The following is a 22628-nucleotide window of genomic DNA, read 5'->3' as shown; positions in this document are numbered from 1 at the left end:
CGCGGTTGGCGTTGGGGCGGGCGGGGGGGGGGCGAGGACGCTCCGCGCAGCGGTTTCGGGAAGGGGCGGGGAGGGGGCGAGCGCCGCAGGCAACGCCCGCCCCCACCGGCCCGCGCCGACGAATTCACCATCTCGTGCGCACAACGCCACTTCACCGGGAATACTCACCCCATGTCTGCCGCGCACGCGACCTTCGGGCTGGCCCCGGCAATGCGGGCCGGGGGAGTACTCGTCAACGGTGCCTACCAAGTCCACCGCGACTTCATGGACTTCATCGTCGACGGCCACCCCCTCCTGCACCAGCTCGCCGACCTCGACGCCGTCTCCCCGCTGGCCTCCGACGTTCCGCCGGCCATCTTCACCACACACGTCCGCAGGCTCCTCCTGGAAGCGGCCCCACCGCTCCCCGACGGCCGGTACGTCATCTACGGCTGCCCGGAGTGCGAGGGCCTCGAATGCGGGGCCGTCACCGCCGTCATCGAACGCGAGGGCCCGGACATCGTCTGGCGCGACTTCGCCTGGCAGACCACCGAGACCGCCGACCTGGAACGCGACGGCTACCACGGGATAGGACCGTTCCGCTTCGACGCGGACCAGTACCGTGCCGAACTCGCCAGACTCCTCCCCGACGCGGGCGCGGGCACGGGCGCGGGCACGGACAAGATCGCGGGCGACGGCTCCGAAGCGGCGTACGGGGCCGACGGGCAGCCCCTCCGCCGCCGCGTCCTGCTCATCGGCACCCGCGTCGCCGTCCTCGCCAAGCTCGCGGCAGCCCTCCGTACGATCAACATCGGCGCGGAGATCGCCGAGGACGCGGACCGGGTCCCGCCGGTCGAGATCAGGACGTACGGCGCGGTCGCCTTCGGCCGTACGATCGCCGAGCACGAGAAGGCGGCGGTCCGGGCGGCCTTCGACCGCGCGGGCGTCGAACCGGCGTACGTGGAGGGCCTCGCCCCGATCATTCCGCTCCTGGTCGCCCAGATAGAGCACGCCCTGGACCGCAGCCCGATGGAGCAGCGCCGGCTGACCCGCCTGGTGGCGGCGGACGACGAGGCGGGTGTCGAAGTCACCTCGGCCTGCCGGGTCCAGCTGGTCGCGTACCGGCAGGACCGCCTGCACCGTACGCACGCCCAAGTCGTCTTCGAAGGCCTGCTGGAAGCGGGCAAGCACCGCATTCCACTGGACGAGAGGGCGACGAGGGGGCGGTCCTTCATCGTGGCCCGCACGATGGGCGGGGTACTGGTGACACCGATGGCCCGCTGACGACATCCGGCACCCCGCACCACCCATCGGCCGGGCGGGTGACCGGGGACAGCGGGCCGGCGGCCCCTTGTCCGAGGGGAACCCGGTGGATCGCTGTGGGGCCGCGGCCCGCTGACGGCAGTCGGCACCCCGCACCACCCATCGGCCGGGCGGGTGACCGGGGACAGCGGACCGGCGGCCCCTTGTCCGAGGGGAACCCGATGGATCGCTGTGGGGCCGCGGCCCGCTGACGGCAGTCGGCAACCCGCACCACCCACCGGCCGGGCGGGTGACCGGGGACAGCGGACCGGCGGCCTCGGTCCGAGGGGAACCCGGTGGTTCGCTGTGAGGCCGTGGCCCGCTGACGACAGTCGGCAACCCGCACCACCCACCGGCCGGGCGGGCGGGCGACCGGGGACAGCGGACCGGCGACCCCGGTCCGAGGGGAACCCGATGGTTCGCTGTGAGGCTGCGGCCCGCTGACGACAGTCGGCAACCCGCACCACCCACCGGCCGGGCGGGTGACCGGGGACAGCGGACCGGTGGCCTCGGTCCGAGGGGAACCCGGTGGATTGCTGTGAGGCCGTGGCCCGCTGACGACAGTCGGCAACCCGCACCACCCATCGGCCGGGCGGGTGACCGGGGACAGCGGGCCGGCGGCCCCGGCCCGAGGGGAACCCGGTGGATCGCCGTCAAGCCGCGGCCCGCTGACGACAGCCGGCAGCCGCACCACCCATCGGCCGGGCGGGTGACCGGGAACAGCGGACCGGCGGCCCCGGCCCGAGGGGGAACCCGGTGGATCGCCGTCAAGCCGCCCGTGCCGTTCCCGACCGGCCCCCGCTGCCCCTGCCGTTCCCGGGCCCCGGCCGCCCGTGCCGTTCCGGGGCCCCGGCAGCTCGCGGCCTCTCCCGGCGGCCCCGGCCCGAGGGGGGAGCCCGCCACCGCACCCCTCGATTAAGATCGACCCCTCATGACTGCCACTCTCGTCGCCAAAGACCTCGCCGCCGGCCACGGCGACCGCACCCTCTTCTCCGACCTCGACCTGGTCGTCGCCCCCGGCGACGTGATCGGCCTCGTCGGGGCCAACGGGGCGGGCAAGTCCACCCTCCTGCGCCTGCTCGCCGGCCTGGACACCCCCGAGGGCGGCGAGCTGCGGCTCTCCCCGCCCACCGCCAACGTCGGCCATCTCCCGCAGGAGCCGGAGCGCCGCGAGGGCGAGACCGTACGGGACTTCCTGGCCCGGCGCACCGGGGTGGCCGACGCCCAGCTCGCCCTGGACACCGCCACCCAGGCCCTCGTCGACGGCACGCCCGGTGCGGACGACGACTACTCCGTCAGCCTCGACCGCTGGCTCGACCTCGGCGGCGCCGACCTCGACGAACGCGCCGAGGAGGTCGCCTCATCCCTCGGCCTGACCATCGGCCTCGACCAGCCGATGACCGGCCTCTCCGGCGGCCAGGCCGCCCGCGCAGGTCTCGCCTCGCTCCTCCTCTCCCGGTACGACGTCTTCCTCCTCGACGAGCCCACCAACGACCTCGACCTGGACGGCCTCGACCGGCTGGAGACCTTCGTCAAGGGCCTGCGCGCGGGCACCGTCGTCATCAGTCACGACCGCGAGTTCCTCACCCGTACGGTCACCAAGGTCCTGGAGCTGGACCTCGCCCAGCAGCAGATCAAGCTGTACGGAGGCGGGTACGCGGCATACCTGGAGGAGCGGGAGACCGCGCGTCGGCACGCCCGCGAGGAGTTCGACGAGTTCGCGGACAAGAAGGCCGCGCTGGAGGGCCGGGCGCAGATGCAGCGCGGCTGGATGGACAAGGGCGTGCGCAACGCGCGCCGCAAGTCCACCGACGGCGACAAGATGGGCCGCAACATGCGCACCGAGTCGAGCGAGAAGCAGGCCGCCAAGGCCCGCCAGACCCAGCGCATGATCGAACGCCTCGACGTGGTCGACGAGCCCCGCAAGGAGTGGGAGCTGCGGATGGAGATCGCGTCCGCCCCGCGCTCCGGAGCGGTGGTGTCGACGATGCGTCAGGCGACCGTCCACCGCGGCGACTTCACCTTCGGCCCCGTCTCCCTCCAGATCGACTGGGCGGACCGGGTGGCGATCACCGGCGCCAACGGGTCAGGGAAGTCAACCCTGTTGGCGGCGATGCTCGGCCGACTCCCGCTGGACGAGGGCGATTCGACCCTCGGCCCGGGTGTCGTCGTCGGCGAGGTCGACCAGGCCCGCGGCCTCTTCTACGGCGCGGAAACCCTCCTGGACGCCTTCTCGGCGGCCGTCCCCGACACGGAACCGGCCGAAGTCCGCACGCTGCTGGCCAAGTTCGGCCTGCGCGCCGAGCACGTCCTGCGCCCGGCCACGACGCTCTCCCCGGGCGAACGCACCCGTGCGGCCCTCGCCCTCCTCCAGGGCCGCGGCGTCAACCTCCTGGTCCTGGACGAACCGACGAACCACCTCGACCTCCCGGCGATCGAACAGCTGGAGTCGGCGCTGGAGTCGTACGAGGGGACACTGCTGCTGGTCACGCACGACCGCCGGATGCTGGAGGGGGTACGGACCACGCGACGGCTGGAGGTAGCAGCAGGCCGCGTCACCGAGGCCTGACCCCGACGAGCCGCCCCCTCCCGCCCCGTCAGGGGCGGGAGGAACTGCGCGACCAGCCACGACTCACCCGCACCTACACACGCGCCCCGGGGGCCCGGGGGTGAAGCCCCCGGTTTCGGGAAGGGGCGGGGCGGGGAGAAGGCCCCACGCAGCGGCCCCACCCCCGCCCCCCGCTCAGCCCCGCTTCCCCCGATCCACCAGCCCCGCCTTCCGCAGCGCATCCGCCATCGCACTGTTCGCAGGCGCCGGCGCCGAAGAAGGTGCCGGCCGACCGCCACCGCCACCCCCACCCCGCTGCTGCTGCTTCGCCCCCGCACCCTGCGCCTGGCCCTGACCACCCCGGCCCTGACCCTGCCCCTGACCCTGACTGCGACCGCCCCCACCCTGCCGCTGCTGCGGCGGACGTCCCCCGCCGGAGCGCGACGAGGCGGACGACGACGCGGAGGAAGAGGCCGACGAGGAATCCCGGGCCCCCCGGGCAGCCGAGCCCGACCCCCCTGCCCCGGCCCCCGCCTCGTCCTCCAACCTCAGCGTCAGCGAAATCCGCTTGCGCGGAATGTCGACGTCCATCACCTTCACCCGCACCACGTCCCCGGACTTCACCACGTCCCGGGGGTCCTTGACGAACGTCTTCGACAGCGCCGACACATGCACCAGTCCGTCCTGATGCACCCCGACGTCCACAAAGGCGCCGAATGCCGCCACATTCGTGACGACCCCCTCCAGCACCATCCCGGGCACCAGATCGCCGATCTTCTCGACGCCGTCCTTGAACGTGGCCGTCTTGAAGGCGGGCCGCGGATCCCGCCCCGGCTTCTCCAACTCCCGCAGAATGTCGGAGACCGTCGGCAGCCCGAACTTCTCGTTCACGAAGTCCGCCGCCCGCAGCCCCCGCAGCACCTCCGTGTTCCCCACCAGGGAACCGGCGCCCGTCGACTTCGCCATCGCCCGCACCACCGGATACGCCTCCGGGTGCACGCTCGACGCGTCCAGCGGGTCCTCCCCGTCCCGGATCCGCAGGAAGCCCGCGCACTGCTCGTACGCCTTCGGGCCGAGCCGTGCCACGTCCTTGAGCGACCTGCGCGACCGGAAGGGACCGTTCGCGTCCCGGTGCGCGACGATGTTCTCCGCCAAACCGGAACCGATTCCCGAAACCCGTGAAAGCAGCGGCGCGGAAGCCGTGTTGACGTCCACCCCGACCCCGTTCACACAGTCCTCGACGACCGCGTCCAGCGACCGCGAGAGCTTCACTTCCGACAGGTCGTGCTGGTACTGCCCGACCCCGATCGACTTCGGGTCGATCTTCACCAGCTCGGCCAGCGGATCCTGCAGGCGCCGCGCGATGGAAACGGCCCCGCGCAGCGTCACATCCAGGTCCGGCAATTCCTGCGAGGCGAAAGCCGAAGCGGAATAGACCGAAGCCCCCGCCTCCGACACCATCACCTTCGTCAGCTTCAACTCGGGATTCTTCGCGATCAGCTCACCGGCCAGCTTGTCGGTCTCCCGGGAAGCCGTTCCGTTTCCGATCGCGATCAGATCGACCGCGTGCTCCTTCGCGAGCCGCGCCAGCTTGCCGAGCGCCTCGTCCCACCGGTTCGCGGGCACATGCGGATGGATCACGTCCGTCGCGACCACCTTGCCTGTCGCATCCACCACCGCGACCTTCACGCCTGTACGGAACCCGGGGTCCAGGCCCAGCGTGGCCCGCGTCCCGGCGGGTGCGGCCAGCAGCAGGTCACGCAGGTTCGCCGCGAAGACCCGTACCGCCTCGTCCTCGGCGCCGGTCCGCAGCCGCAGCCGCAGGTCGATCCCCAGGTGCACCAGGATCCTGGTCCGCCAGGCCCAACGCACCGTATCCGCGAGCCACTTGTCGCCGGGGCGGCCGCGGTCGGCGATGCCGAAGCGCCGTGCGACCATCCGCTCGTACGCACTGGGGCCCGGCTCGTCCGACGGCTCCTCCGGCTCCAGGACCAGGTCGAGCACGTCCTCCTTCTCGCCGCGCAGCATCGCCAGCACCCGGTGCGAGGGGAGCGCCGTGAACGCCTCCGCGAAGTCGAAGTAGTCGGCGAACTTCGCGCCCGCCTCCTCCTTGCCCTCGCGCACCTTCGCCGACAGCCGGCCGCGCGTCCACATCCGCTCGCGCACCTCGCCGATCAGGTCCGCGTCCTCCGAGAACCGTTCGGTCAGGATCGCCCGCGCACCCTCCAGCGCAGCTGCCGCGTCCGCCACGCCCTTGTCGGCGTCGACGAAGGCGGCAGCCGCCACGAGCGGGTCCACGGACGGATCGCCGAGCAGCCCTTCGGCCAGCGGAGCCAGCCCCGCCTCCCGTGCGATCTGCGCCTTCGTACGCCGCTTCGGCTTGAAAGGGAGGTAGATGTCCTCCAGACGCGCCTTCGTCTCGGCCGCCCGGATCTGCGCCTCCAGCGCCGCGTCCAGCTTGCCCTGCTCCCGTACGGAATCGAGGATCGCGGAACGCCGGTCCTCCAGCTCCCGCAGATACCGCAGCCGCTCCTCCAACGTGCGCAGCTGCGCATCGTCGAGCATCTCGGTCGCTTCCTTGCGGTAGCGCGCGATGAACGGCACGGTCGAACCGCCGTCGAGCAACTCGACGGCGGCCCTGACCTGCCGGTCCTTGACGCCGAGTTCCCCGGCGATCCTGTTTTCGATGCTTTCGATGGACGTCGTCACGGTGTTACCGACTCGCCTTCTCCTGCGGGCAGTGCATGGTGCACCTCGCGTGATGTCGCCGAGGTGCACCTGCATTCTGCCGTGCAGGAGTGCGCGGCCACGCACGGGACCGCCCGGCGCGGCTCCTACCGGTCACGCGGCCGGTCACGCGCGGCGCGTCCGGCCGCCGCCCCGGGAAGCCCCGCCGAACAGCTTGGCGACCAGTCGGAAGGGCAGCGTCACGACGGTGGCGATGGCCCCGCCCACGGTACGGAGGGCATCGGCAATGGCTCGGAACACGGGGTCCTCCTTGCTCGTACGGACGGTCCCCATTCGAGTTGCCGCCTTTGCCCTTTGCAAACACGGCACGAGCACACCGGCCTGGCCCTCGCCCTCAGCCCTTTCCGACCAGTGACTCCGGGAACGCCCCCGCCGCAGCCGCCGTCATCAGGAATCCGCGGCCCAGCTCCGTCAGCCGCTCCACGCCCTGTGCGCCCAGGTGCTCGTACGGGGCCAGGTCCAGCCGGTCCGTCGTGTCCTCCAGGTCGGCCCGCAGGGCCACGCCCGCCTCGGTCAACTCGCCCCCGGCGTCCAGGAGTCCGCGCCCGCGCAGCCGGTCGGCGGCCGCCTCCCAGTCCGCCTGCGACCAGCCGCGGGTGCGCAGCACCCAGCTCGGGTTCATGCCGCGTCCGGTGGCGGTGTGGCTGACCAGTGCCTCCACCGGGTCGAGCCCGACGGTGAGCAGCGCGGCGAGGTGACCGTCGCCCCGGTGCTCGCGCAGCAGCGTCGCCGCGTGCCAGAGCGCCAGGTGCGGGTCCTCGGGGAACGGCAGGTCGGCGTGGGCCGCGTACAGCGGCCGGGCGTGCCGGGTGCACGCCTCGCTCGCCCGCCGCGCCAGCCCCGCCGCCTCCGCCATCTCCCCGGACGCGACGACGTCCTCCCCGAGCAGCCGCCGCAGCGACGCGTCGGCGGCCCGCAGGCGCGCGCCGAGCACCGCCTCGGGCGACGCGATCTCCCACACCGCGGGGACGACCTTGGCGATCAGGCCGTAGCTGTAGTTGTAGAAGGCCGCGGCGACGACGCCGGGCCCGACGGTGCCCAGCGCCGCGACCCGGCCCACCATGAACGGCGCCTCTTCGTCCACGATGCCGATCGAGGTGAGCTCCTTGGAGTACTCGGGCGAGAAGTAGACCGTGGAGTGAAGCGAGTTGAGGGGGTGGTGGCAGCGGCGCCCGGCGCGTGCGGGCAGCGAAGGGTTCGAAGTCATAGGGGCACGTTACCGACTGCTTAGTACGCCGCAAGAGCTAAGCCCCAATGGCAGAAAAGGTGGGGTACTCGTCATTGCAGCCACCCCCGCCCGCCGTGAAGGATGGCGACATGACGCTGCGACCCCCGCTCGTACTGGTCGTCCTCTTCGACGACGTGCAGAGCATCGACGTGACCGGCCCGGTAGAGGTCTTCGCGGGCGTGGGTCCCACCACGGGCACCCCGTACGAGATCCGCACCGCCTCCCTCGACGGCACCCCGGTCCGCACCAGCAGCGGCCTCACCCTCGTCCCGGACGGCACCCTCACGGACTTCACCCCCCGCTTCACCACCACCGCAACCCCACCCCCCACTGCACCCACCCCGCCTGCTCGGGACACCACCGGCCCGCCCGCGTCCGGCACACCCGCCCTTGCCCCGGCGTCCGGCACACCCGCCCTTGCCCCGGCGTCCGGCACACCCGCCCTCACCCTTCTGGTTCCCGGCGGGCCGGCCACCCGGAGGTCCGATCCCCGGCTGATCGACTGGCTGCGTACGTACGCGCCCCGCGCCGACCGTCTTGTCTCCGTCTGCTCCGGGGCGCTCGTCCTCGCCGAGGCCGGGCTGCTCGACGGGCGCCGTGCCGCCACGCACTGGACGGTCACCGACCGCCTCGCCCGCGACCACCCGGCGGTCGAGGTCGACCCCGAGGCGATCTACGTGCGGGACGGCAACGTCTCCACCTCCGCCGGAGTCACCAGCGGCATCGACCTCGCGCTCGCCCTCGTCGAGGAGGACCACGGCCGTGACGTCGCCCTGAGCATCGCCCGCCATCTGGTCGTCTTCCTCCGAAGGCCGGGGAACCAGGCCCAGTTCAGCGCTCAGCTCTCCGCCCAGACCGCGCAGCGCGAACCGTTGCGCGACGTGCAGCAGTACATCTCCGAGCACCCGGCCGCCGACCTCTGCGTCGAGTCCCTCGCCGCCCGCGCCGGCCTCTCGCCCCGGCACTTCGCCCGTGCCTTCCACATCGAGACCGGCACCACCCCGGGCCGCTACGTCGAGCGCGTACGCCTCGAACACGCCCGCCGCCTCCTGGAGGACAGCGCCGACGGCGTCGAGGGCATCTCCCGCACCTGCGGCTACGGCACCCCCGAGGCCATGCGCCGCGCCTTCGTCAAGGCGCTCGGCACGGCCCCGGCCGAGTACCGCCGCCGCTTCCGAAGCGTCTGCGCCCTCTGAACCCTGTTCGCGCCTCGCATCGTTTCCGCACGCTGAACCCGCCCACTCCGAAAGGGAGCCGCACCATGCAGATCGCCATCGTCCTGTACAAGAACTTCACCACCCTCGACGCCGTCGGACCGTACGAGATCCTCGCCTCCCTCCCCGGCGCCGAGACCGTCTTCGTCGCCGAGCAGACCGGTCCGGTCCTCAACGACCGGGGCCAGGTCTCGATCGTCGCCACCAAGTCGTTCGCCGAGGTGCCCCGCCCGGACATCGTGGTCGTCCCCGGTGGTCCCGGCGAGGCGGACCAGCTGGAGAACAAGGCCCTGCTCGACTGGCTCCGCGCCGTCGACGCCACCACCACCTGGACCACGTCCGTCTGCACCGGCTCCCTCGCCCTCGCCGCCGCCGGACTCCTCAAGGGCCGCCGCGCCGCCTCGCACTGGCTCGCCCTGGAGACCCTGGCCGGGCTCGGCGTGGAGGCGACGGGGGAGAGGGTCGTCTTCGACGGCAAGTACGTCACCGCGGCCGGAGTCTCCTCCGGCATTGACATGGGACTCACCCTGGCCGGGAAGATCGCGGGCGACCGGGTCGCTCAGGCCATCCAGCTGATGACCGAGTACGACCCGCAGCCGCCGTACGACGCGGGTTCCCCGGACAAGGCACCGGCCGACCTGGTCGAGCAGATGCGTACCAGGAGCCGTTCCTGACGTGTGCTCAATTCACCGGCGGGGAAGGCGGCTTCACTGTTGCGGTGCGTTCCACTCGAAGCGCGGCGTACGCCGCTCAAGGAAGGCGGCGACACCCTCCGCGGTGTCTCCGCTGCCGCGCTGCTGCTCCGCCCAGTACGCGTCCCGGTCGATGCGCCCGTCCGCGAACTCCTTCGCCGCCGCCTGCGTGAGCTGCGACCGCGACACCAGTACGCGGGTGAACTCGGCCACCCGCTTGGCGAGTTGGCCATCGGGTAGAACCTCGTCGACCAGGCCGGTGCGCAGCGCCCGCTCCGTATCGATCAACTCCCCGGAGAACAACAGGTACTTGGCGGCAGACGGCCCCACCAGCGCCGCCAACCGCCGTGTCGAAGACGACGCATAGACGATCCCGAGCTTCGCCGGGGTCACCCCGAAGAGCGCTCCCTCCTCGGCGAACCGCAGATCGCACGCCGCCGCGAGCTGGCTCCCGCCACCCACGCAGTACCCGCGTACGGCCGCCAGCGTGGGCTTCGGAAAGGCGGCCAGGGCCTCCTCGGCGCGTACCGCCAACTCCTGCGTCGTCCCGCCCGCGCCGCCGCCTGCGTCCCCACCTCCCGCGTCCCCGTTCCCGTCGCCGGGCCCCCGCAGCGAGGAGATGTCGGCCCCGGCGCAGAAGGTGTCGCCGTCACCCACAAGGACCAGCGCCCGCACCTCCCGGTCGGCGGCCAGCCGGCCCAGCAGGACGGGCAGTGCACGCCACATCCCGGCCGTCATCGCATTGCGTTTGGCGGGATTGCTGAGCACGACCGTGGCTACGGAGTCGGCGACGGTGTGATTCACCTGGGGAGACAGCTGCATGCACGGGATGCTATAGGCCCCGCCCGAACCTATGATCGGGGCATCGGGGGGCGAGGCAGGCACGGGGGCCGACCGAGGAGTGCTCACATGGTGGAACCGACCCGCGAGAGCAAGAAACTGAGCCGGAACTTCGGCTGGCTGGCATTCCTCGGCATCCTGCTGGTCATCGGCGGGGTGATCGGGCTCGTCTACACCGGCTTCGCCACCCTCACCTCGATGGTGCTCTTCGGCTGGCTGCTGCTGGTCGGCGGACTCGTCGGCCTGCTCCAGGCCGTCCAGTCGCGCGGCACCAACTTCTTCTGGCTCGGCGTCGTCGTCGCGGCCCTCAACATCGCCGCCGGCGTCGTCGTCATCCGCAACCCGGTGGGCACCGCCGAAGCGCTGACCATGTTCGCCGCCCTGCTCTTCCTGACCGGCGGTCTCTTCCGGGTGGTCGGCAGCGTGGTGGTGCGCGGCCCGCAGTTCGGATGGACCCTCGTCCAGGGCGCGTTCGGCCTGCTGCTCGGCATCCTGGTGCTCTTCGACTGGCCGCACTCCAGCCTGTACGTGCTCGGCACCTTCTTCTCGCTGGCCCTGCTCTTCGACGGGCTCGGCCTGGTCTCGATCGGTGTCGGCGGCCGCCGGGTGGTGACCATGGTGTCGGAGGCGATGCAGCCGCCGGCGCCCGAAGCCCCGGCCGGTACGGCCACTCCGGAACGGCCCACCGGCCAACCCGACTTCAGTAAACCCGAAGATCAGGACCAGTCGCCAAACCGATGACGAACCGATCTGCAACCGCCCTCGCTGGCTACAGCTTCGGTCGTATTGGGTCGATTACCGCCGACTTCTGATCGGCGCGCTGGTACGGACCGCCCCGCCCCGAAGACTCGGACCGTGGTCACGACCGAGCGTGAGGGCGGGAGCCCGATGAGGGAGAGCCGTGGGAGCACCCCACCAGTCGAGGGTGCGGCGGGTGCGGCCGGGATCGTCGGGGCCGTCGGCGCCCCACCGGGCGGAGGTGCGGGGGACTCCGCGGCACCTCCGCGGGCGTACGAGGGCGTCTGGCGGTTCACCGCCCCTGCGGTCGACGTCTCCGTACCGCAGGCCCGGCACGCCGTACGCGACCTGATCAGGCGTCAGGGCGTACCCATCTCCGACGACCTGGTGCAGGGGCTGCTGCTGATCGTCTCCGAACTGGTCACCAACGCCGTCAAACACGCGGCGCTGCTCTCCCCGGAGCTGGCCGTGGAAGTGGCCATCGGCGCGGAGTGGGTACGGGTCTCCGTCGAGGACAGCCACCCCTACCGCCCCAAGCCGCTGGAGACGGACTACGCGCAGACCGGCGGGCGCGGTCTCCTGCTCGTACGGGAGATCGCGCGCGAGGCCGGCGGCGTCTGCGACGTGGAGCACACCGCGAGCGGCGGCAAGGTCATCTGGGCGGCCCTGCCGCTCGCCCCGGCTCACTGATCCCGGAGCCGGGCTACCAGCCCACCGTGTCCCCGGTCAGTTCCCGCACGGCCGGCCGCGCAGCGTCCAGCACCGTCATGAACCACGCCGAGAACGGGTCCTTCGCGTGCTGCTCGGCCAGTTCCTGCGGCGTCACGAACGAGGTGTCACCGACCTCCTCCGGGTCCGGCCGCAGCGGCGACTGCACCAGCCCGACGAAGAGGTGGTTGAACTCCTGCTCGACCAGCCCGGACGCCGGGTCCGGGTGGTTGTAGCGCACCGTGCCCGCCTCGGCGAGCAGCGTCGGCGAGACGCCCAGCTCCTCGTACGTACGCCGTGCGGCGGCCGCGAAGGGCCCCTCGTTCGGGTAGGGGTGGCCGCAGCAGGTGTTGGACCAGACACCGGGGGAGTGGTACTTGCCGAGCGCGCGCTGCTGGAGCAGCAGCCGCCCCGCCTCGTCGAAGAGGAAGACGGAGAACGCGCGGTGCAACTGCCCGGGGGGCTGGTGGGCGGAGAGCTTCTCCGCGGTGCCGATGGTGTTGCCGCTCTCGTCGACCAGTTCGAGGAGGATCTCCGGACTCTCTCCGGCTGATCCGTTCTGAGCGCTGTTCGCCGCGGTGGCTGGTGTGGTCGGCATAACCATCCTTCGCTTCGGTTCTCGGCTGCCAAGTCTGCCGTAAAAAAGCCGCTTGTCCGTACTTCGGGCCTACCGGGGCAGCAAAAACCCTGCCCCCGCCGCGGATGCGACAGGGGCAGGACTTCCCACTTCGGCGTGCGATCAGACCCCGAATGCCGCCGGGTAATGGATCTCGCCGTTCGGCGGCGTGGCCGCGTCGTCGGTCACGAGCGCCGGCCGCTCGCCCGCGATCGGAGCCGCATCGAGCACGGCCCGCGTCAGCGCGGGCCGGCGGGCCGCAGGACGTACCCGGTGTAGCCGTAGTCCGCGCCGTGCTCGCGGCGCACCACGATCTCCTCGCGCGACATGGCGAGGGCCTCTGTCATGCCGGGTGCGGAGGTCGGGTCGGTCGTGTCGTTGCGCTCGCCGAGCGGCCCGTAGTACTCGTCCCAGTCGCTCTCCGGCTGGAGGTACGCGGCGAGCACGTCGTACCCGGCGGCGACGGCCGCCGCCGTGTTCGAGGAGCGGGTGCCCATCGCGTACTGCGGATCCCAGAAGGCGCGGGCGCCGGCCGAGGGGTCTGGGGCCGTCCACTCGATCTCGGAGACGACGAGCACGCCGCCGGGGGCGAGCAGCCGCTTCCACCGCGCGAGCGCGGCGGCGAAGCCGATGGTGTACGCGGACCCCTCGGCCCACACCAGGTCGTACGACCCGTCCTCGAAGCCGGGGCCTTCGAGCGTGCCCATGTCGGCGTTGACGGCATGGATCGAGTCCGCGACCCCGCAGGTCGCGGCGGCTTCCCGCAGCTCGTCGAGGAACGGCTCGTAGAGGTCGACGGCGGTCACCCGCGCACCGGCCTCGGCGGCCAGCAGCAGTGCGGCACGGCCGGGGCCGCAGCCCAGGTCGAGCACGCGCGGCCGCTCGGGCAGCCGTCCCGCGAGGGAGGCGAGGGAGAGAAAGTGCCGGGTGGTGGCGTCGGAACCGGGGCTCTGCCTGGGCAGGCCGCGGTGAAGAGTCATGAAGGCGTCGAAGATGACGTGGTCGGTCAACGTGGATCCCTTGAGGAAGGGGCCCGCGGAGGTTCGTCCCGTACGGGGAGAAGGGTCAGCCGAGGGCCCGGAAAATGAGGATGGACCGTATGCCGCAGGACGCAGCGCGCACCGTGACCGTCATCAACTCATCTCCCCCTGCACCCGGTTCGTCCGAGACCGAACGTCTCTTCGAGCACCTTAACAGCCGTCAGTGACAGAGCCTCCAGGCCTTCAGTGGCACAGCTTCGCCTCGTGCGCCGCATGGCCGCTCGGCTCCAGCTGGAACGTGCAGTGCTCGACGTCGAAGTGGTCCCCGAGGCACTCCTGCAACTCGTGCAGCACCTTCTCGTGCCCGACCGAGTCCAGCAGGTCCTGGCTGACCACCACATGTGCGGAGAGCACCGGCATCCCCGACGTGATCGTCCACGCGTGCAGGTCGTGCACGTCCTCCACACCCGGCGTGCGCAGGATGTGCTCGCGCACCTCCACCATGTCCACGCCCTTGGGTGCCGTCTCCAGCAGTACGGAAAGAGTCTCGCGCAGCAGCTTCACCGTCCTCGGGACGATCATCAGGCCGATCACGAGCGAGGCGATCGGGTCCGCGTAGTTCCAGCCCGTCGCCAGGATGATGCCCGCCGAGACCAGCACGGTCACCGAACCGAGTGCGTCCGCGAGCACCTCCAGATAGGCGCCGCGCACATTGAGACTGTCCTTCTGGCCCTTGACCAGCAGCGACAGCGAGATCATGTTGGCGACCAGGCCGACGAGGGCGAAGATGATCGCCAGCCCGCCCTTGGTCTCGGCCGGTGTGATGAACCGCTCGACGGCCTCGATCAGTACGTAGCCGCCGACGCCGAGCAGCAGCAGACAGTTCGCCAGCGCGGCGAGGATCTCGGCACGGGCGTACCCGAAGGTGGCGTTCCGGGTGGCGGGCCGGTTGGCGAAGTGGATCGCGAGCAGCGCCATCGCCAGACCGAGTGCGTCCGTCGCCATGTGGGCGGCGTCCGCGATGAGGGCGAGGGAGTCGGACAGCAGACCACCGACGATCTCGACGACCATCACGCCCAAGGTGATGCCGAGGGCTGTGCGAAGCCGCCCCTTATAGGCGGCAGCCGCAGTCCCGGTGGGCGGCGGTCCACCGTGCGAATGCCCGTGATTGTGCCCAGCCCCCATGAAAGCCGCCTCCTGAGACATGACGAAACGATCGGTTCTTCCGCCTCAGTGAACTACTGGCAGGGGGTATGAGCAAGCCGGGGCTGAACACCGTTGTCATGTGCTCTGACCTGCGGAAATGATCCCAGGTCAGAGCCTCGGAGCGATCTCCTCCAGCCGCGTGCGAGCCGGTGGGGAGCCGATCGGGAGCAGGGCCGTGCGCCCGGCCCCGCACGCGGTTTGTGGGGCGGGCCGGTGATCGACGATGATGATCGCGGCGGCCGCACGGCTGCCCGGCCCGGCCCCTGCGGAAGCGTGAACGGGCAGTGAAATCCCGCTTCCGTTCATCCGATAGCCTCTGCCGATGCCGCCCCGCCCACCCGTGTGCGGGCGCACCGTGCGGTTTCCGAAGCCGCGCACGCTGTCATGCACGCAGCCATTGCTCAAGGAGTGAGTTCGTCTGTCGACCGCCATCCTCACCGGCCCGCCGGTACCCGGATCGTCGCTCGAAGGCGATCTGCGGTCGCTGGGCTTCGACGTGCGGTCCGCCGCCGACCCTTCCGAAGCGGCGAAGCTCCTCGACGAGACGCCCTCCGGTGAGCGCGTCGCCCTCGTCGACCCCCGCTTCGTCGGCCACCTGCACTCGCTGCGCCTGGGCCTGACCGACCCCCGCTTCCCCGCGGCGGCCGTCCCCGGGGCGTTCACCGCCCAGAGCGAGGCGCGCACCGCGCTGAACCGCGCGCTGCGTACGGCGCCGGCGGCGGGCACCCCCGACGCGGTCGCCGACGCACTCGACGCCGAAGGCGTCGCCGTACAGCGCCCCGAACTCGGTGCGCTCGTCGCGGCCGTCCCGGCCGACCAGCTCTCCCGTACCCAGGCCGAGCAGGCCGTCGCCGCCGTCGACGACGAGGCGATCCGGCTGCGTACGGCCGTGAAGTCCCGCGACGGGTTCTTCACCACGTACTGCATCAGCCCCTACTCCCGGTACATCGCCCGCTGGTGCGCCCGCCGCGGCTTCACCCCGAACCAGGTCACCACCGCCTCCCTGATCACCGCACTGATCGCGGCGGGCTGCGCGGCGACCGGCACCCGCGGCGGCTACGTCGCCGCCGGACTGCTGCTGCTCTTCTCCTTCGTCCTGGACTGCACCGACGGGCAGCTCGCCCGCTACTCGCTCCAGTACTCGACGATGGGCGCCTGGCTCGACGCCACCTTCGACCGGGCCAAGGAGTACGCCTACTACGCGGGCCTCGCCCTCGGCGCGATCCGGGGCGGCGACGACGTATGGGCGCTGGCGCTCGGCGCGATGGTCCTGCAGACCTGCCGGCACGTCGTGGACTTCTCCTTCAACGAGGCCAACCACGACGCCACCGGGCTCGGTAAATTGTCGCTGGCCAGCCCCACCGCCGCCCTCTCGACCAAACTCGACAGCGTCGGCTGGACGGTCTGGGTGCGCCGGATGATAGTGCTGCCGATCGGCGAGCGCTGGGCCATGATCGCCGTCCTCACGGCCGTCACCACCCCCCGCATCGTCTTCTACGCACTCCTCGTCGGCTGCGCCTTCGCCGCCTGCTACACCACGGCCGGCCGCGTCCTGCGCTCGCTGACCAGGCGCGCCACCCGCACCGACCGGGCCGCGCAGGCCCTTGTGGACCTGGCCGACTCGGGGCCACTCGCCGAATCCGTCGCCAAGGGTGCGGCCCGCAGGCCGGGCGGCGGCTTCCTGGCCCCCGCACTGGCCTTCGTCGCCACGGCTGTCCTGCTGGCCGGCGCCCTGCTCTCCGGTGGCACCTGGACCTTCGTCGGCACCGCCGTCGTCTACGCCTTCCTCAGCGGGCTCGCCGTCGCCGCCCCCCTCAAGGGCGCCCTCGACTGGCTGGCCCCGCCCTTCTTCCGGGCCGCCGAGTACTGCACGATCCTGGTCCTCGCGGTCAAGGCGGACGTCGCGGGGGCGCTGCCCGCCGCATTCGGGCTGGTCGCAGCGGTCGCCTACCATCACTACGACACGGTGTACCGCATCAAGGGCGGCACCGGAGCCCCGCCGAGCTGGCTGGTGCGGGCGGTCGGCGGCCACGAGGGCCGCACCCTGGTGGTGGCCGTGCTCGCCGCCCTGTCGACGACGATCGACTTCCCCCTCGCGCTCACGGTCATGGCCGTGGTCATCGCGCTGGTGGTGCTCGCCGAGAGCATCCGTTTCTGGGTCTCCTCGGGAGCACCCGCCGTACACGACGAAGGAGAACCCGCATGATCGGCCTGGTACTGGCAGCGGGCGCCGGACGGCGTCTGCGCCCCTACACCGACACGCTTCCCAAGGCCCTCGTGCCCGTGGACGGCGATACCACCATCCTCGACCTCACCCTCGGCAACTTCGCCGAGATCGGCCTCACCGACGTCGCGATCATCGTCGGCTACCGCAAGGAAGCCGTCTACGACCGCAAGGCCGCCCTGGAGGCCAAGTACGGCCTCAACATCACCTTGATCGACAACGACAAGGCCGAGGAGTGGAACAACGCCTACTCCCTGTGGTGCGGCCGCGACTCGATCCGGCACACGGTGATCCTCGCCAACGGCGACACCGTGCACCCGGTCTCCGTCGAGAAGACCCTGCTCGCCGCCCGCGGCGACGGCAAGAAGATCATCCTCGCGCTCGACACGGTGAAGCAGCTCGCCGACGAGGAGATGAAGGTGATCGTGGACCCCGCCAAGGGCGTCAGTAGGATCACCAAGCTGATGGACCCGGCGACCGCCACCGGTGAGTACATCGGCGTCACCCTCATCGAGGGCGAGGCCGCCGACGAGCTGGCCGACGCCCTCAAGGTGACCTTCGAGCGGGACCCCGACCTCTACTACGAGGACGGCTACCAGGAGCTCGTCAACCGCGGCTTCCAGATTGACGTGGCCCCCATCGGCGACGTCAAGTGGGTCGAGATCGACAACCACGACGACCTCGCCAAGGGCCGGGAGATCGCGTGCCTGTACTGACCCGGCTGATCCCCTCGCCGCTCACCGTCGACATCTCCCGGGGCGCCCTGGACGACCTCGCAGGTCTCCTCGCGGACCAGCGGATCTCCGGCTCGGGCTGCCTGGCCATCGCCATCAGCGGCGGCTCGGGCCAGGCCCTGCGTGAGCGCCTCGCCCCGGTCCTCCCGGACGCCGACTGGTACCCGGTCGCCGACGGCACCCTGGACTCGGCGGTCAAGCTCGCCGACGACATCAAGGGCAAGCAGCGCTACGACGCGGTCGTCGGACTCGGCGGCGGCAAGATCATCGACGTCGCCAAGTACGCGGCGGCCCGCGTCGGCCTGCCCATGGTCGCCGTGGCGACCAACCTGGCCCACGACGGTCTCTGCTCCCCGGTCGCCACCCTCGACAACGACAACGGGCGCGGCTCCTACGGAGTCCCCACCCCGATCGCCGTCGTCATCGACCTCGACGTGATCCGCCAGGCCCCCGACCGGTACGTACGATCGGGCATCGGCGACGCCATCTCCAACATCTCCTGCGTCGCCGACTGGGAACTCGCCCACGAGGTCCACGGCGACTCCATCGACGGCCTCGCCGCCGCGATGGCCCGCCAGGCCGGCGAAGCCGTGCTCCGCCACCCCGGCACCATCCGCGACGACGCCTTCCTCAAGGTGCTCGCCGAGGGCCTGGTCCTCACCGGCATCTCCATGACCGTGGCAGGCGACAGCCGCCCCGCGTCCGGGGCCTGCCACGAGATCAGCCACGCCTTCGACCTGCTCTTCCCCAGGCGGGCCGCCCCGCACGGCGAGCAGGTCGCCATCGGCGCCGCCTTCGCGATGCACCTGCGCGGCGCCCGTGCGGAGGCCGCGCTCTTCGCCGACGTACTGCGCAGGCACGAACTGCCCGTACTGCCCGGCGACATCGGCTTCACGGTCGACGAGTTCGTCCAGGCCGTCGAGTACGCCCCGCAGACCCGACCGGGACGTTTCACCGTCCTGGAACACCTCGACCTGTCCGCAGACCAGATCAGGGACGCTTACGCCGACTATGTCAAGACGACCATCAGTAGCTGAACTCCGTCCCGTCGTTCACCCCGCAGGCGTCAAGGACCGGCGCAGCGGTGAGCACTGGGGCGGGCGCCTGTACATGCGCGAGATCTCCCTGCGCGTCGACCGGTACCTGGTCAACACGCGGATCACCCCCAACCAGCTGACGTACGTCATGACCGTCTGCGGCGTCCTCGCCGCACCGGCCCTGCTGGTGCCCGGGATCTGGGGCGCGGTGCTCGGCGTGGTCGCCGTCCAGCTCTACCTCCTGCTCGACTGCGTCGACGGCGAGGTCGCCCGCTGGAAGAAGCAGTTCTCGCTCAACGGCGTCTACCTGGACCGGGTCGGCGCCTACCTGACGGACGCCGCGGTCCTGGTCGGCGTCGGCCTGCGCGCCGCCGACCTGTGGGGCCCCGGGCGCATCGACTGGCTCTGGGCCTTCCTCGGCACGCTGGCCGCGCTCGGCGCCATCCTGATCAAGGCGGAGACCGACCTCGTCGCCGTCGCCCGTCACCAGGGCGGCAAGCCTCCGGTGCAGGAGTCGGCGAGCGTGCCGCGCTCCTCCAAGATGGCGCTCGCCCGCAAGCTGGCCTCCATGCTCCAGTTCCACCGGCTGATCCTCGGCATCGAGGCGTCGCTGCTGATTCTGGTCCTGGCGATCTTCGACGCGGTCCGGGACGACCTGTTCCTCACCCGGCTCGGCGTCGCCGTCTTCGCGGGCATCGCGCTGCTCCAGACGCTGCTGCACCTGGTGTCCATCCTCGCCTCCAGCAGGCTCAAGTGAGCGCGGGCGGGGGCAGCGCACCCCTGAAGGTCGGCGCCGTCATCATCACCATGGGCACCCGCCCCGACGACCTGTGCGCCCTGATCGACTCCGTCCACAAGCAGGACGGCGACCCGATCGACATCGTGGTGGTCGGCAACGGCGCCCCGGTCACCGGCGTCCCCGACGGCGTACGCACCGTGGACCTGCCCGAGAACCTCGGCATCCCCGGCGGCCGCAACGTCGGCATCGAGGCCTTCGGACCCTCCGGATCCGACGTCGACGTCCTCCTCTTCCTGGACGACGACGGCCTCCTGCCGAACACCGACACCGCCGAGCTGTGCCGCAAGGCCTTCGAGGCGGACCGCAAGCTCGGCATCATCAGCTTCCGCATCGCCGACCCGGACACCGGCGTCACCCAGCGCCGGCACGTCCCGCGGCTGCGTGCCGCGGACCCGATGCGCTCCTCCCGCGTGACGACCTTCCTCGGCGGTGCCAACGCCGTGCGTACGAAGGTCCTGGCGGAGGTCGGCGGGCTCCCGGACGAGTTCTTCTACGCCCACGAGGAGACCGACCTGGCGTGGCGGGCCCTCGACGCGGGCTGGATGATCGACTACCGCGCGGACATGGTCCTCAACCACCCCACCACCTCGCCCGCCCGGCACGCGACGTACCACCGCATGGTGGCCCGCAACCGGGTCTGGCTGGCCCGCCGCAATCTGCCCGCCCCCCTGGTGCCCGTCTACGTCGGGGTGTGGCTGCTGCTGACCCTCGCCAGGCGCCCCTCGGGCGAGGCGCTCAAGGCGTGGTTCAGTGGTTTCAAGGAGGGGTGGACGACCCCCGCGGGTCCGCGCCGTCCCATGAAGTGGCGTACGGTATGGCGGCTGACCCGACTGGGCCGACCACCCGTCATCTGACAAGCTCGGGTCGACGAGCACCGGATTTGCCCCTGGTACCCGGCCATCCGCGCTCCCGCGCCCGACCGGTTTGCGCATCTTTGAAGACGAAAGTTTCCACTTGTGAGTGACACTTCCCAAGACGGAGCGGTCGCTATGAGCGCCGCTCCCTCTCCCGACGAGGGCCTGACCCCGGCACAGCTCGCCGCCAAGTACGACCTTTCGGTGAGCGGCGCCAGGCCCGGATTCGCCGAGTACGTACGGCAGTTGTGGGGGCGGCGCCACTTCATCATGGCCTTCTCCTCGGCGAAGCTGGCGGCCCAGTACAGCCAGGCCAAGCTGGGCCAGCTGTGGCAGGTGGCGACCCCGCTGCTCAACGCGCTGGTCTACTTCCTGATCTTCGGGCTGATCCTGAACGCCGGCCGGGGGATGACCAAGGACGTCTACATCCCCTTCCTGGTCACCGGCATCTTCGTGTTCACCTTCACCCAGAGCTCGGCGATGGCGGGCGTGCGGGCCATCTCCGGGAACCTGGGGCTGGTGCGGGCGCTGCACTTCCCACGGGCCTCGCTGCCGATCTCGTTCTCGCTGCAGCAGCTCCAGCAGCTGCTGTACTCGATGATCGTGCTGTTGGTGATCGTGGTCTGCTTCGGCAACTTCCCGCGCCTGTCGTGGCTGTTGGTGATCCCGGTGCTGGCGCTCCAGTTCATGTTCAACACAGGACTGGCGATGATCATGGCGAGGATGGGGGCCAAGACCCCCGACCTGGCCCAGCTGATGCCGTTCATCATGCGGACCTGGATGTACGCGTCCGGCGTCATGTTCAGCATCACGGAGCAGCTGAAGGAGCAGCCGGCCTGGATCGCCGACGTCCTGCAGTGGAACCCGGCGGCCGTCTACATGGACCTCGTCCGCTTCGCGCTGATCGACGGGTACGGGGCGGAGCACCTGCCTCCGCACGTCTGGGCCGCCGCGGTGATCTGGGCGGTGCTCTTCGGCGCGCTCGGCTTCGTGTACTTCTGGAAGGCTGAGGAGCGTTACGGCCGTGGCTGAGGACAACAACGCCGGGAACAACAACGCCGGGAACGACAACCAGGGGCGCGTCCCCACGGTCATCGCCGACGACGTGCACATCGTCTACCGCGTGCACACCGGCGGCGGCGGAAAGGGCGGCGCCACCGCAGCCCTCAACCGCATCGTGCGCGGCAAGAAGAGGCAGGACACCCGCGGTGTCCGCAAGGTGCACGCCGTGCGCGGGGTGTCCTTCACGGCCTACCGGGGCGAGGCCATCGGCCTGATCGGATCCAACGGTTCCGGCAAGTCGACGCTGCTGCGCGCCATCGCGGGCCTGCTGCCCGCCGAGAGCGGCAAGGTCTACACCGACGGCCAGCCCTCGCTGCTCGGCGTCAACGCGGCCCTGATGAACGACCTGACCGGCGAGCGCAACGTCATCCTCGGCGGTCTCGCCATGGGCATGTCGCGCGAGCAGATCCGCGAGCGCTACCAGGGCATCGTCGACTTCTCCGGCATCAACGAGAAGGGCGACTTCATCACCCTGCCCATGCGGACCTACTCCTCCGGCATGGCGGCCCGGCTGCGCTTCTCCATCGCGGCGGCCAAGGACCACGACGTCCTGATGATCGACGAGGCCCTGGCCACCGGTGACCGGAAGTTCCAGATCCGCTCCGAGCAGAGGATCCGCGAGCTCCGCAAGGAGGCCGGCACGGTCTTCCTGGTCAGCCACAGCAACAAGTCGATCAGGGACACCTGCGACCGCGTCCTCTGGCTGGAGAAGGGCGAGCTCCTGATGGACGGTCCCACCGAGGAAGTCGTCAAGGCGTACGAGAAGGAGACCGGCAAGTAGCCGGGATCCATTCGGCCGCAGGGCCCCCGCCGGAACCGGCGGGGGCCCTGTCGCTGTGTACCTGTGTACGCCTGTGGGTGCGTCCCACGGGGCGTCAGAATCCGGCCGATCCGCCAACTGGCCCATTGCAGGGGAAGGTTGGAACCGATTGGAGTGTTGTTGTAATGCGCGCAACACCCCGCGGAGATGCTTCGCGTTGTACAACGTAAGCTGTACCGGTGCTGATTCGCGGCAAGTGGGGCTAATGCCCCCCTGGGGCCCTGTCCCAGAGCACTCGCCGCCGTCCGGTGGTGGGCGGCGTGTCCGAAATGGGATGTTTTGAGTCAGCAGTGTAGAAC

General features: G+C 71.0%; 19 protein-coding genes and 1 pseudogene. 13 read left to right on the top strand and 7 right to left on the bottom strand.

Translation table 11 applies throughout. The annotated features are described in order from the left end of the window. Positions 1-171 precede the first annotated feature (171 nt). On the top strand, positions 172-1263 hold the full coding sequence (locus AB0D18_RS35490; RefSeq protein WP_362428379.1) for an oxidoreductase: 1092 nt from the start codon (positions 172-174) through the stop codon (positions 1261-1263). Positions 1264-2212: 949 nt separating this feature from the next. Further along, positions 2213-3850 carry an ABC-F family ATP-binding cassette domain-containing protein gene (locus AB0D18_RS35485; protein ID WP_362428377.1) on the top strand — a complete coding sequence of 546 codons (1638 nt, stop codon included), beginning with the start codon at positions 2213-2215 and terminating at the stop codon, positions 3848-3850. Between the two features lie 174 nt (positions 3851-4024). On the opposite strand, the gene AB0D18_RS35480 is transcribed toward AB0D18_RS35485, so the two are convergent. From AB0D18_RS35480 to AB0D18_RS35470, 3 genes are all read right to left on the bottom strand, one after another. Next, positions 4025-6538: a Tex family protein gene (locus AB0D18_RS35480; RefSeq protein ID WP_362428374.1), complete on the bottom strand. Its 2514-nt coding sequence runs from the start codon at positions 6536-6538 to the stop codon at positions 4025-4027. 144 nt (positions 6539-6682) lie between these two features. Then, a complete protein-coding gene (locus tag AB0D18_RS35475; RefSeq protein WP_362428372.1) occupies positions 6683-6817 on the bottom strand; it encodes an LPFR motif small protein in 135 nt (44 codons plus the stop codon). Between the two features lie 94 nt (positions 6818-6911). Further along, positions 6912-7784: a hypothetical protein gene (locus tag AB0D18_RS35470; protein ID WP_362428369.1), complete on the bottom strand. Its 873-nt coding sequence runs from the start codon at positions 7782-7784 to the stop codon at positions 6912-6914. Between the two features lie 110 nt (positions 7785-7894). On the opposite strand from AB0D18_RS35470, the gene AB0D18_RS35465 reads away from it, so the two are divergent. Both AB0D18_RS35465 and AB0D18_RS35460 read left to right on the top strand, forming a co-directional pair. Further along, entirely contained in the window at positions 7895-9001 is a 1107-nt protein-coding gene (locus AB0D18_RS35465; RefSeq protein WP_362428366.1) for a GlxA family transcriptional regulator, read from the top strand. 65 nt (positions 9002-9066) lie between these two features. Continuing rightward, positions 9067-9693, top strand: a complete 627-nt coding sequence (locus AB0D18_RS35460; protein ID WP_362428363.1) for a DJ-1/PfpI family protein — start codon at positions 9067-9069, stop codon at positions 9691-9693. A gap of 33 nt (positions 9694-9726) precedes the next feature. Here the strand turns inward: AB0D18_RS35460 and AB0D18_RS35455 are convergent, their stop codons facing one another. Beyond that, entirely contained in the window at positions 9727-10527 is an 801-nt protein-coding gene (locus tag AB0D18_RS35455) for an enoyl-CoA hydratase/isomerase family protein (protein ID WP_362428400.1), read from the bottom strand. Between the two features lie 93 nt (positions 10528-10620). On the opposite strand from AB0D18_RS35455, the gene AB0D18_RS35450 reads away from it, so the two are divergent. Both AB0D18_RS35450 and AB0D18_RS35445 read left to right on the top strand, forming a co-directional pair. After that, positions 10621-11292 (top strand): DUF308 domain-containing protein, encoded by a 672-nt coding sequence (locus AB0D18_RS35450; protein ID WP_362428360.1) that lies wholly within the window; start codon positions 10621-10623, stop codon positions 11290-11292. Between the two features lie 114 nt (positions 11293-11406). Then, the gene (locus AB0D18_RS35445; RefSeq protein ID WP_362428357.1) at positions 11407-11979 is read left to right on the top strand and encodes an ATP-binding protein; all 573 of its coding nucleotides are present in this window, start codon (positions 11407-11409) and stop codon (positions 11977-11979) included. 13 nt (positions 11980-11992) lie between these two features. Here AB0D18_RS35445 and idi read toward each other — a convergent pair whose 3' ends face one another. The 3 genes and pseudogenes from idi to AB0D18_RS35430 form a co-directional block, all read right to left on the bottom strand. Further along, positions 11993-12595 carry an isopentenyl-diphosphate Delta-isomerase gene (gene idi, locus AB0D18_RS35440; protein WP_362428355.1) on the bottom strand — a complete coding sequence of 201 codons (603 nt, stop codon included), beginning with the start codon at positions 12593-12595 and terminating at the stop codon, positions 11993-11995. A 260-nt stretch (positions 12596-12855) separates the two neighbouring features. Continuing rightward, positions 12856-13593: pseudogene (locus AB0D18_RS35435) on the bottom strand (class I SAM-dependent methyltransferase); the annotation flags it as partial. 243 nt (positions 13594-13836) lie between these two features. Next, entirely contained in the window at positions 13837-14778 is a 942-nt protein-coding gene (locus AB0D18_RS35430) for a cation diffusion facilitator family transporter (protein WP_362428352.1), read from the bottom strand. A gap of 439 nt (positions 14779-15217) precedes the next feature. Between AB0D18_RS35430 and AB0D18_RS35425 the strand changes: the two genes are divergently transcribed. The 7 genes from AB0D18_RS35425 to AB0D18_RS35395 all read left to right on the top strand — a co-directional run bounded on the left by AB0D18_RS35425 (position 15218) and on the right by AB0D18_RS35395 (position 22290). Beyond that, positions 15218-17005 (top strand): DUF5941 domain-containing protein, encoded by a 1788-nt coding sequence (locus AB0D18_RS35425; RefSeq protein WP_362428397.1) that lies wholly within the window; start codon positions 15218-15220, stop codon positions 17003-17005. Further along, positions 17002-17739: a phosphocholine cytidylyltransferase family protein gene (locus AB0D18_RS35420; protein ID WP_362428349.1), complete on the top strand. Its 738-nt coding sequence runs from the start codon at positions 17002-17004 to the stop codon at positions 17737-17739. Before AB0D18_RS35425 ends, AB0D18_RS35420 begins: the two co-directional genes overlap by 4 nt. After that, on the top strand, positions 17727-18794 hold the full coding sequence (locus tag AB0D18_RS35415; RefSeq protein ID WP_362428346.1) for an iron-containing alcohol dehydrogenase family protein: 1068 nt from the start codon (positions 17727-17729) through the stop codon (positions 18792-18794). Before AB0D18_RS35420 ends, AB0D18_RS35415 begins: the two co-directional genes overlap by 13 nt. Continuing rightward, on the top strand, positions 18769-19551 hold the full coding sequence (locus AB0D18_RS35410; protein ID WP_362428343.1) for a CDP-alcohol phosphatidyltransferase family protein: 783 nt from the start codon (positions 18769-18771) through the stop codon (positions 19549-19551). Before AB0D18_RS35415 ends, AB0D18_RS35410 begins: the two co-directional genes overlap by 26 nt. A gap of 50 nt (positions 19552-19601) precedes the next feature. Continuing rightward, positions 19602-20447: a glycosyltransferase gene (locus AB0D18_RS35405; RefSeq protein WP_362428394.1), complete on the top strand. Its 846-nt coding sequence runs from the start codon at positions 19602-19604 to the stop codon at positions 20445-20447. Between the two features lie 102 nt (positions 20448-20549). Then, a complete protein-coding gene (locus AB0D18_RS35400) occupies positions 20550-21479 on the top strand; it encodes an ABC transporter permease (protein WP_362428340.1) in 930 nt (309 codons plus the stop codon). Continuing rightward, the gene (locus tag AB0D18_RS35395; RefSeq protein WP_362428337.1) at positions 21472-22290 is read left to right on the top strand and encodes an ABC transporter ATP-binding protein; all 819 of its coding nucleotides are present in this window, start codon (positions 21472-21474) and stop codon (positions 22288-22290) included. The genes AB0D18_RS35400 and AB0D18_RS35395 overlap by 8 nt, the downstream gene beginning before the upstream one ends. Positions 22291-22628: the final 338 nt, after the last annotated feature.

The sequence above is a fragment of the Streptomyces sp. NPDC048442 genome (genome assembly GCF_040651475.1).
GTDB lineage: Bacteria > Actinomycetota > Actinomycetes > Streptomycetales > Streptomycetaceae > Streptomyces.
The sequence above is the reverse complement of the archived record's forward strand: the minus strand, read 5'-3'. Positions and strand labels throughout refer to the sequence as shown.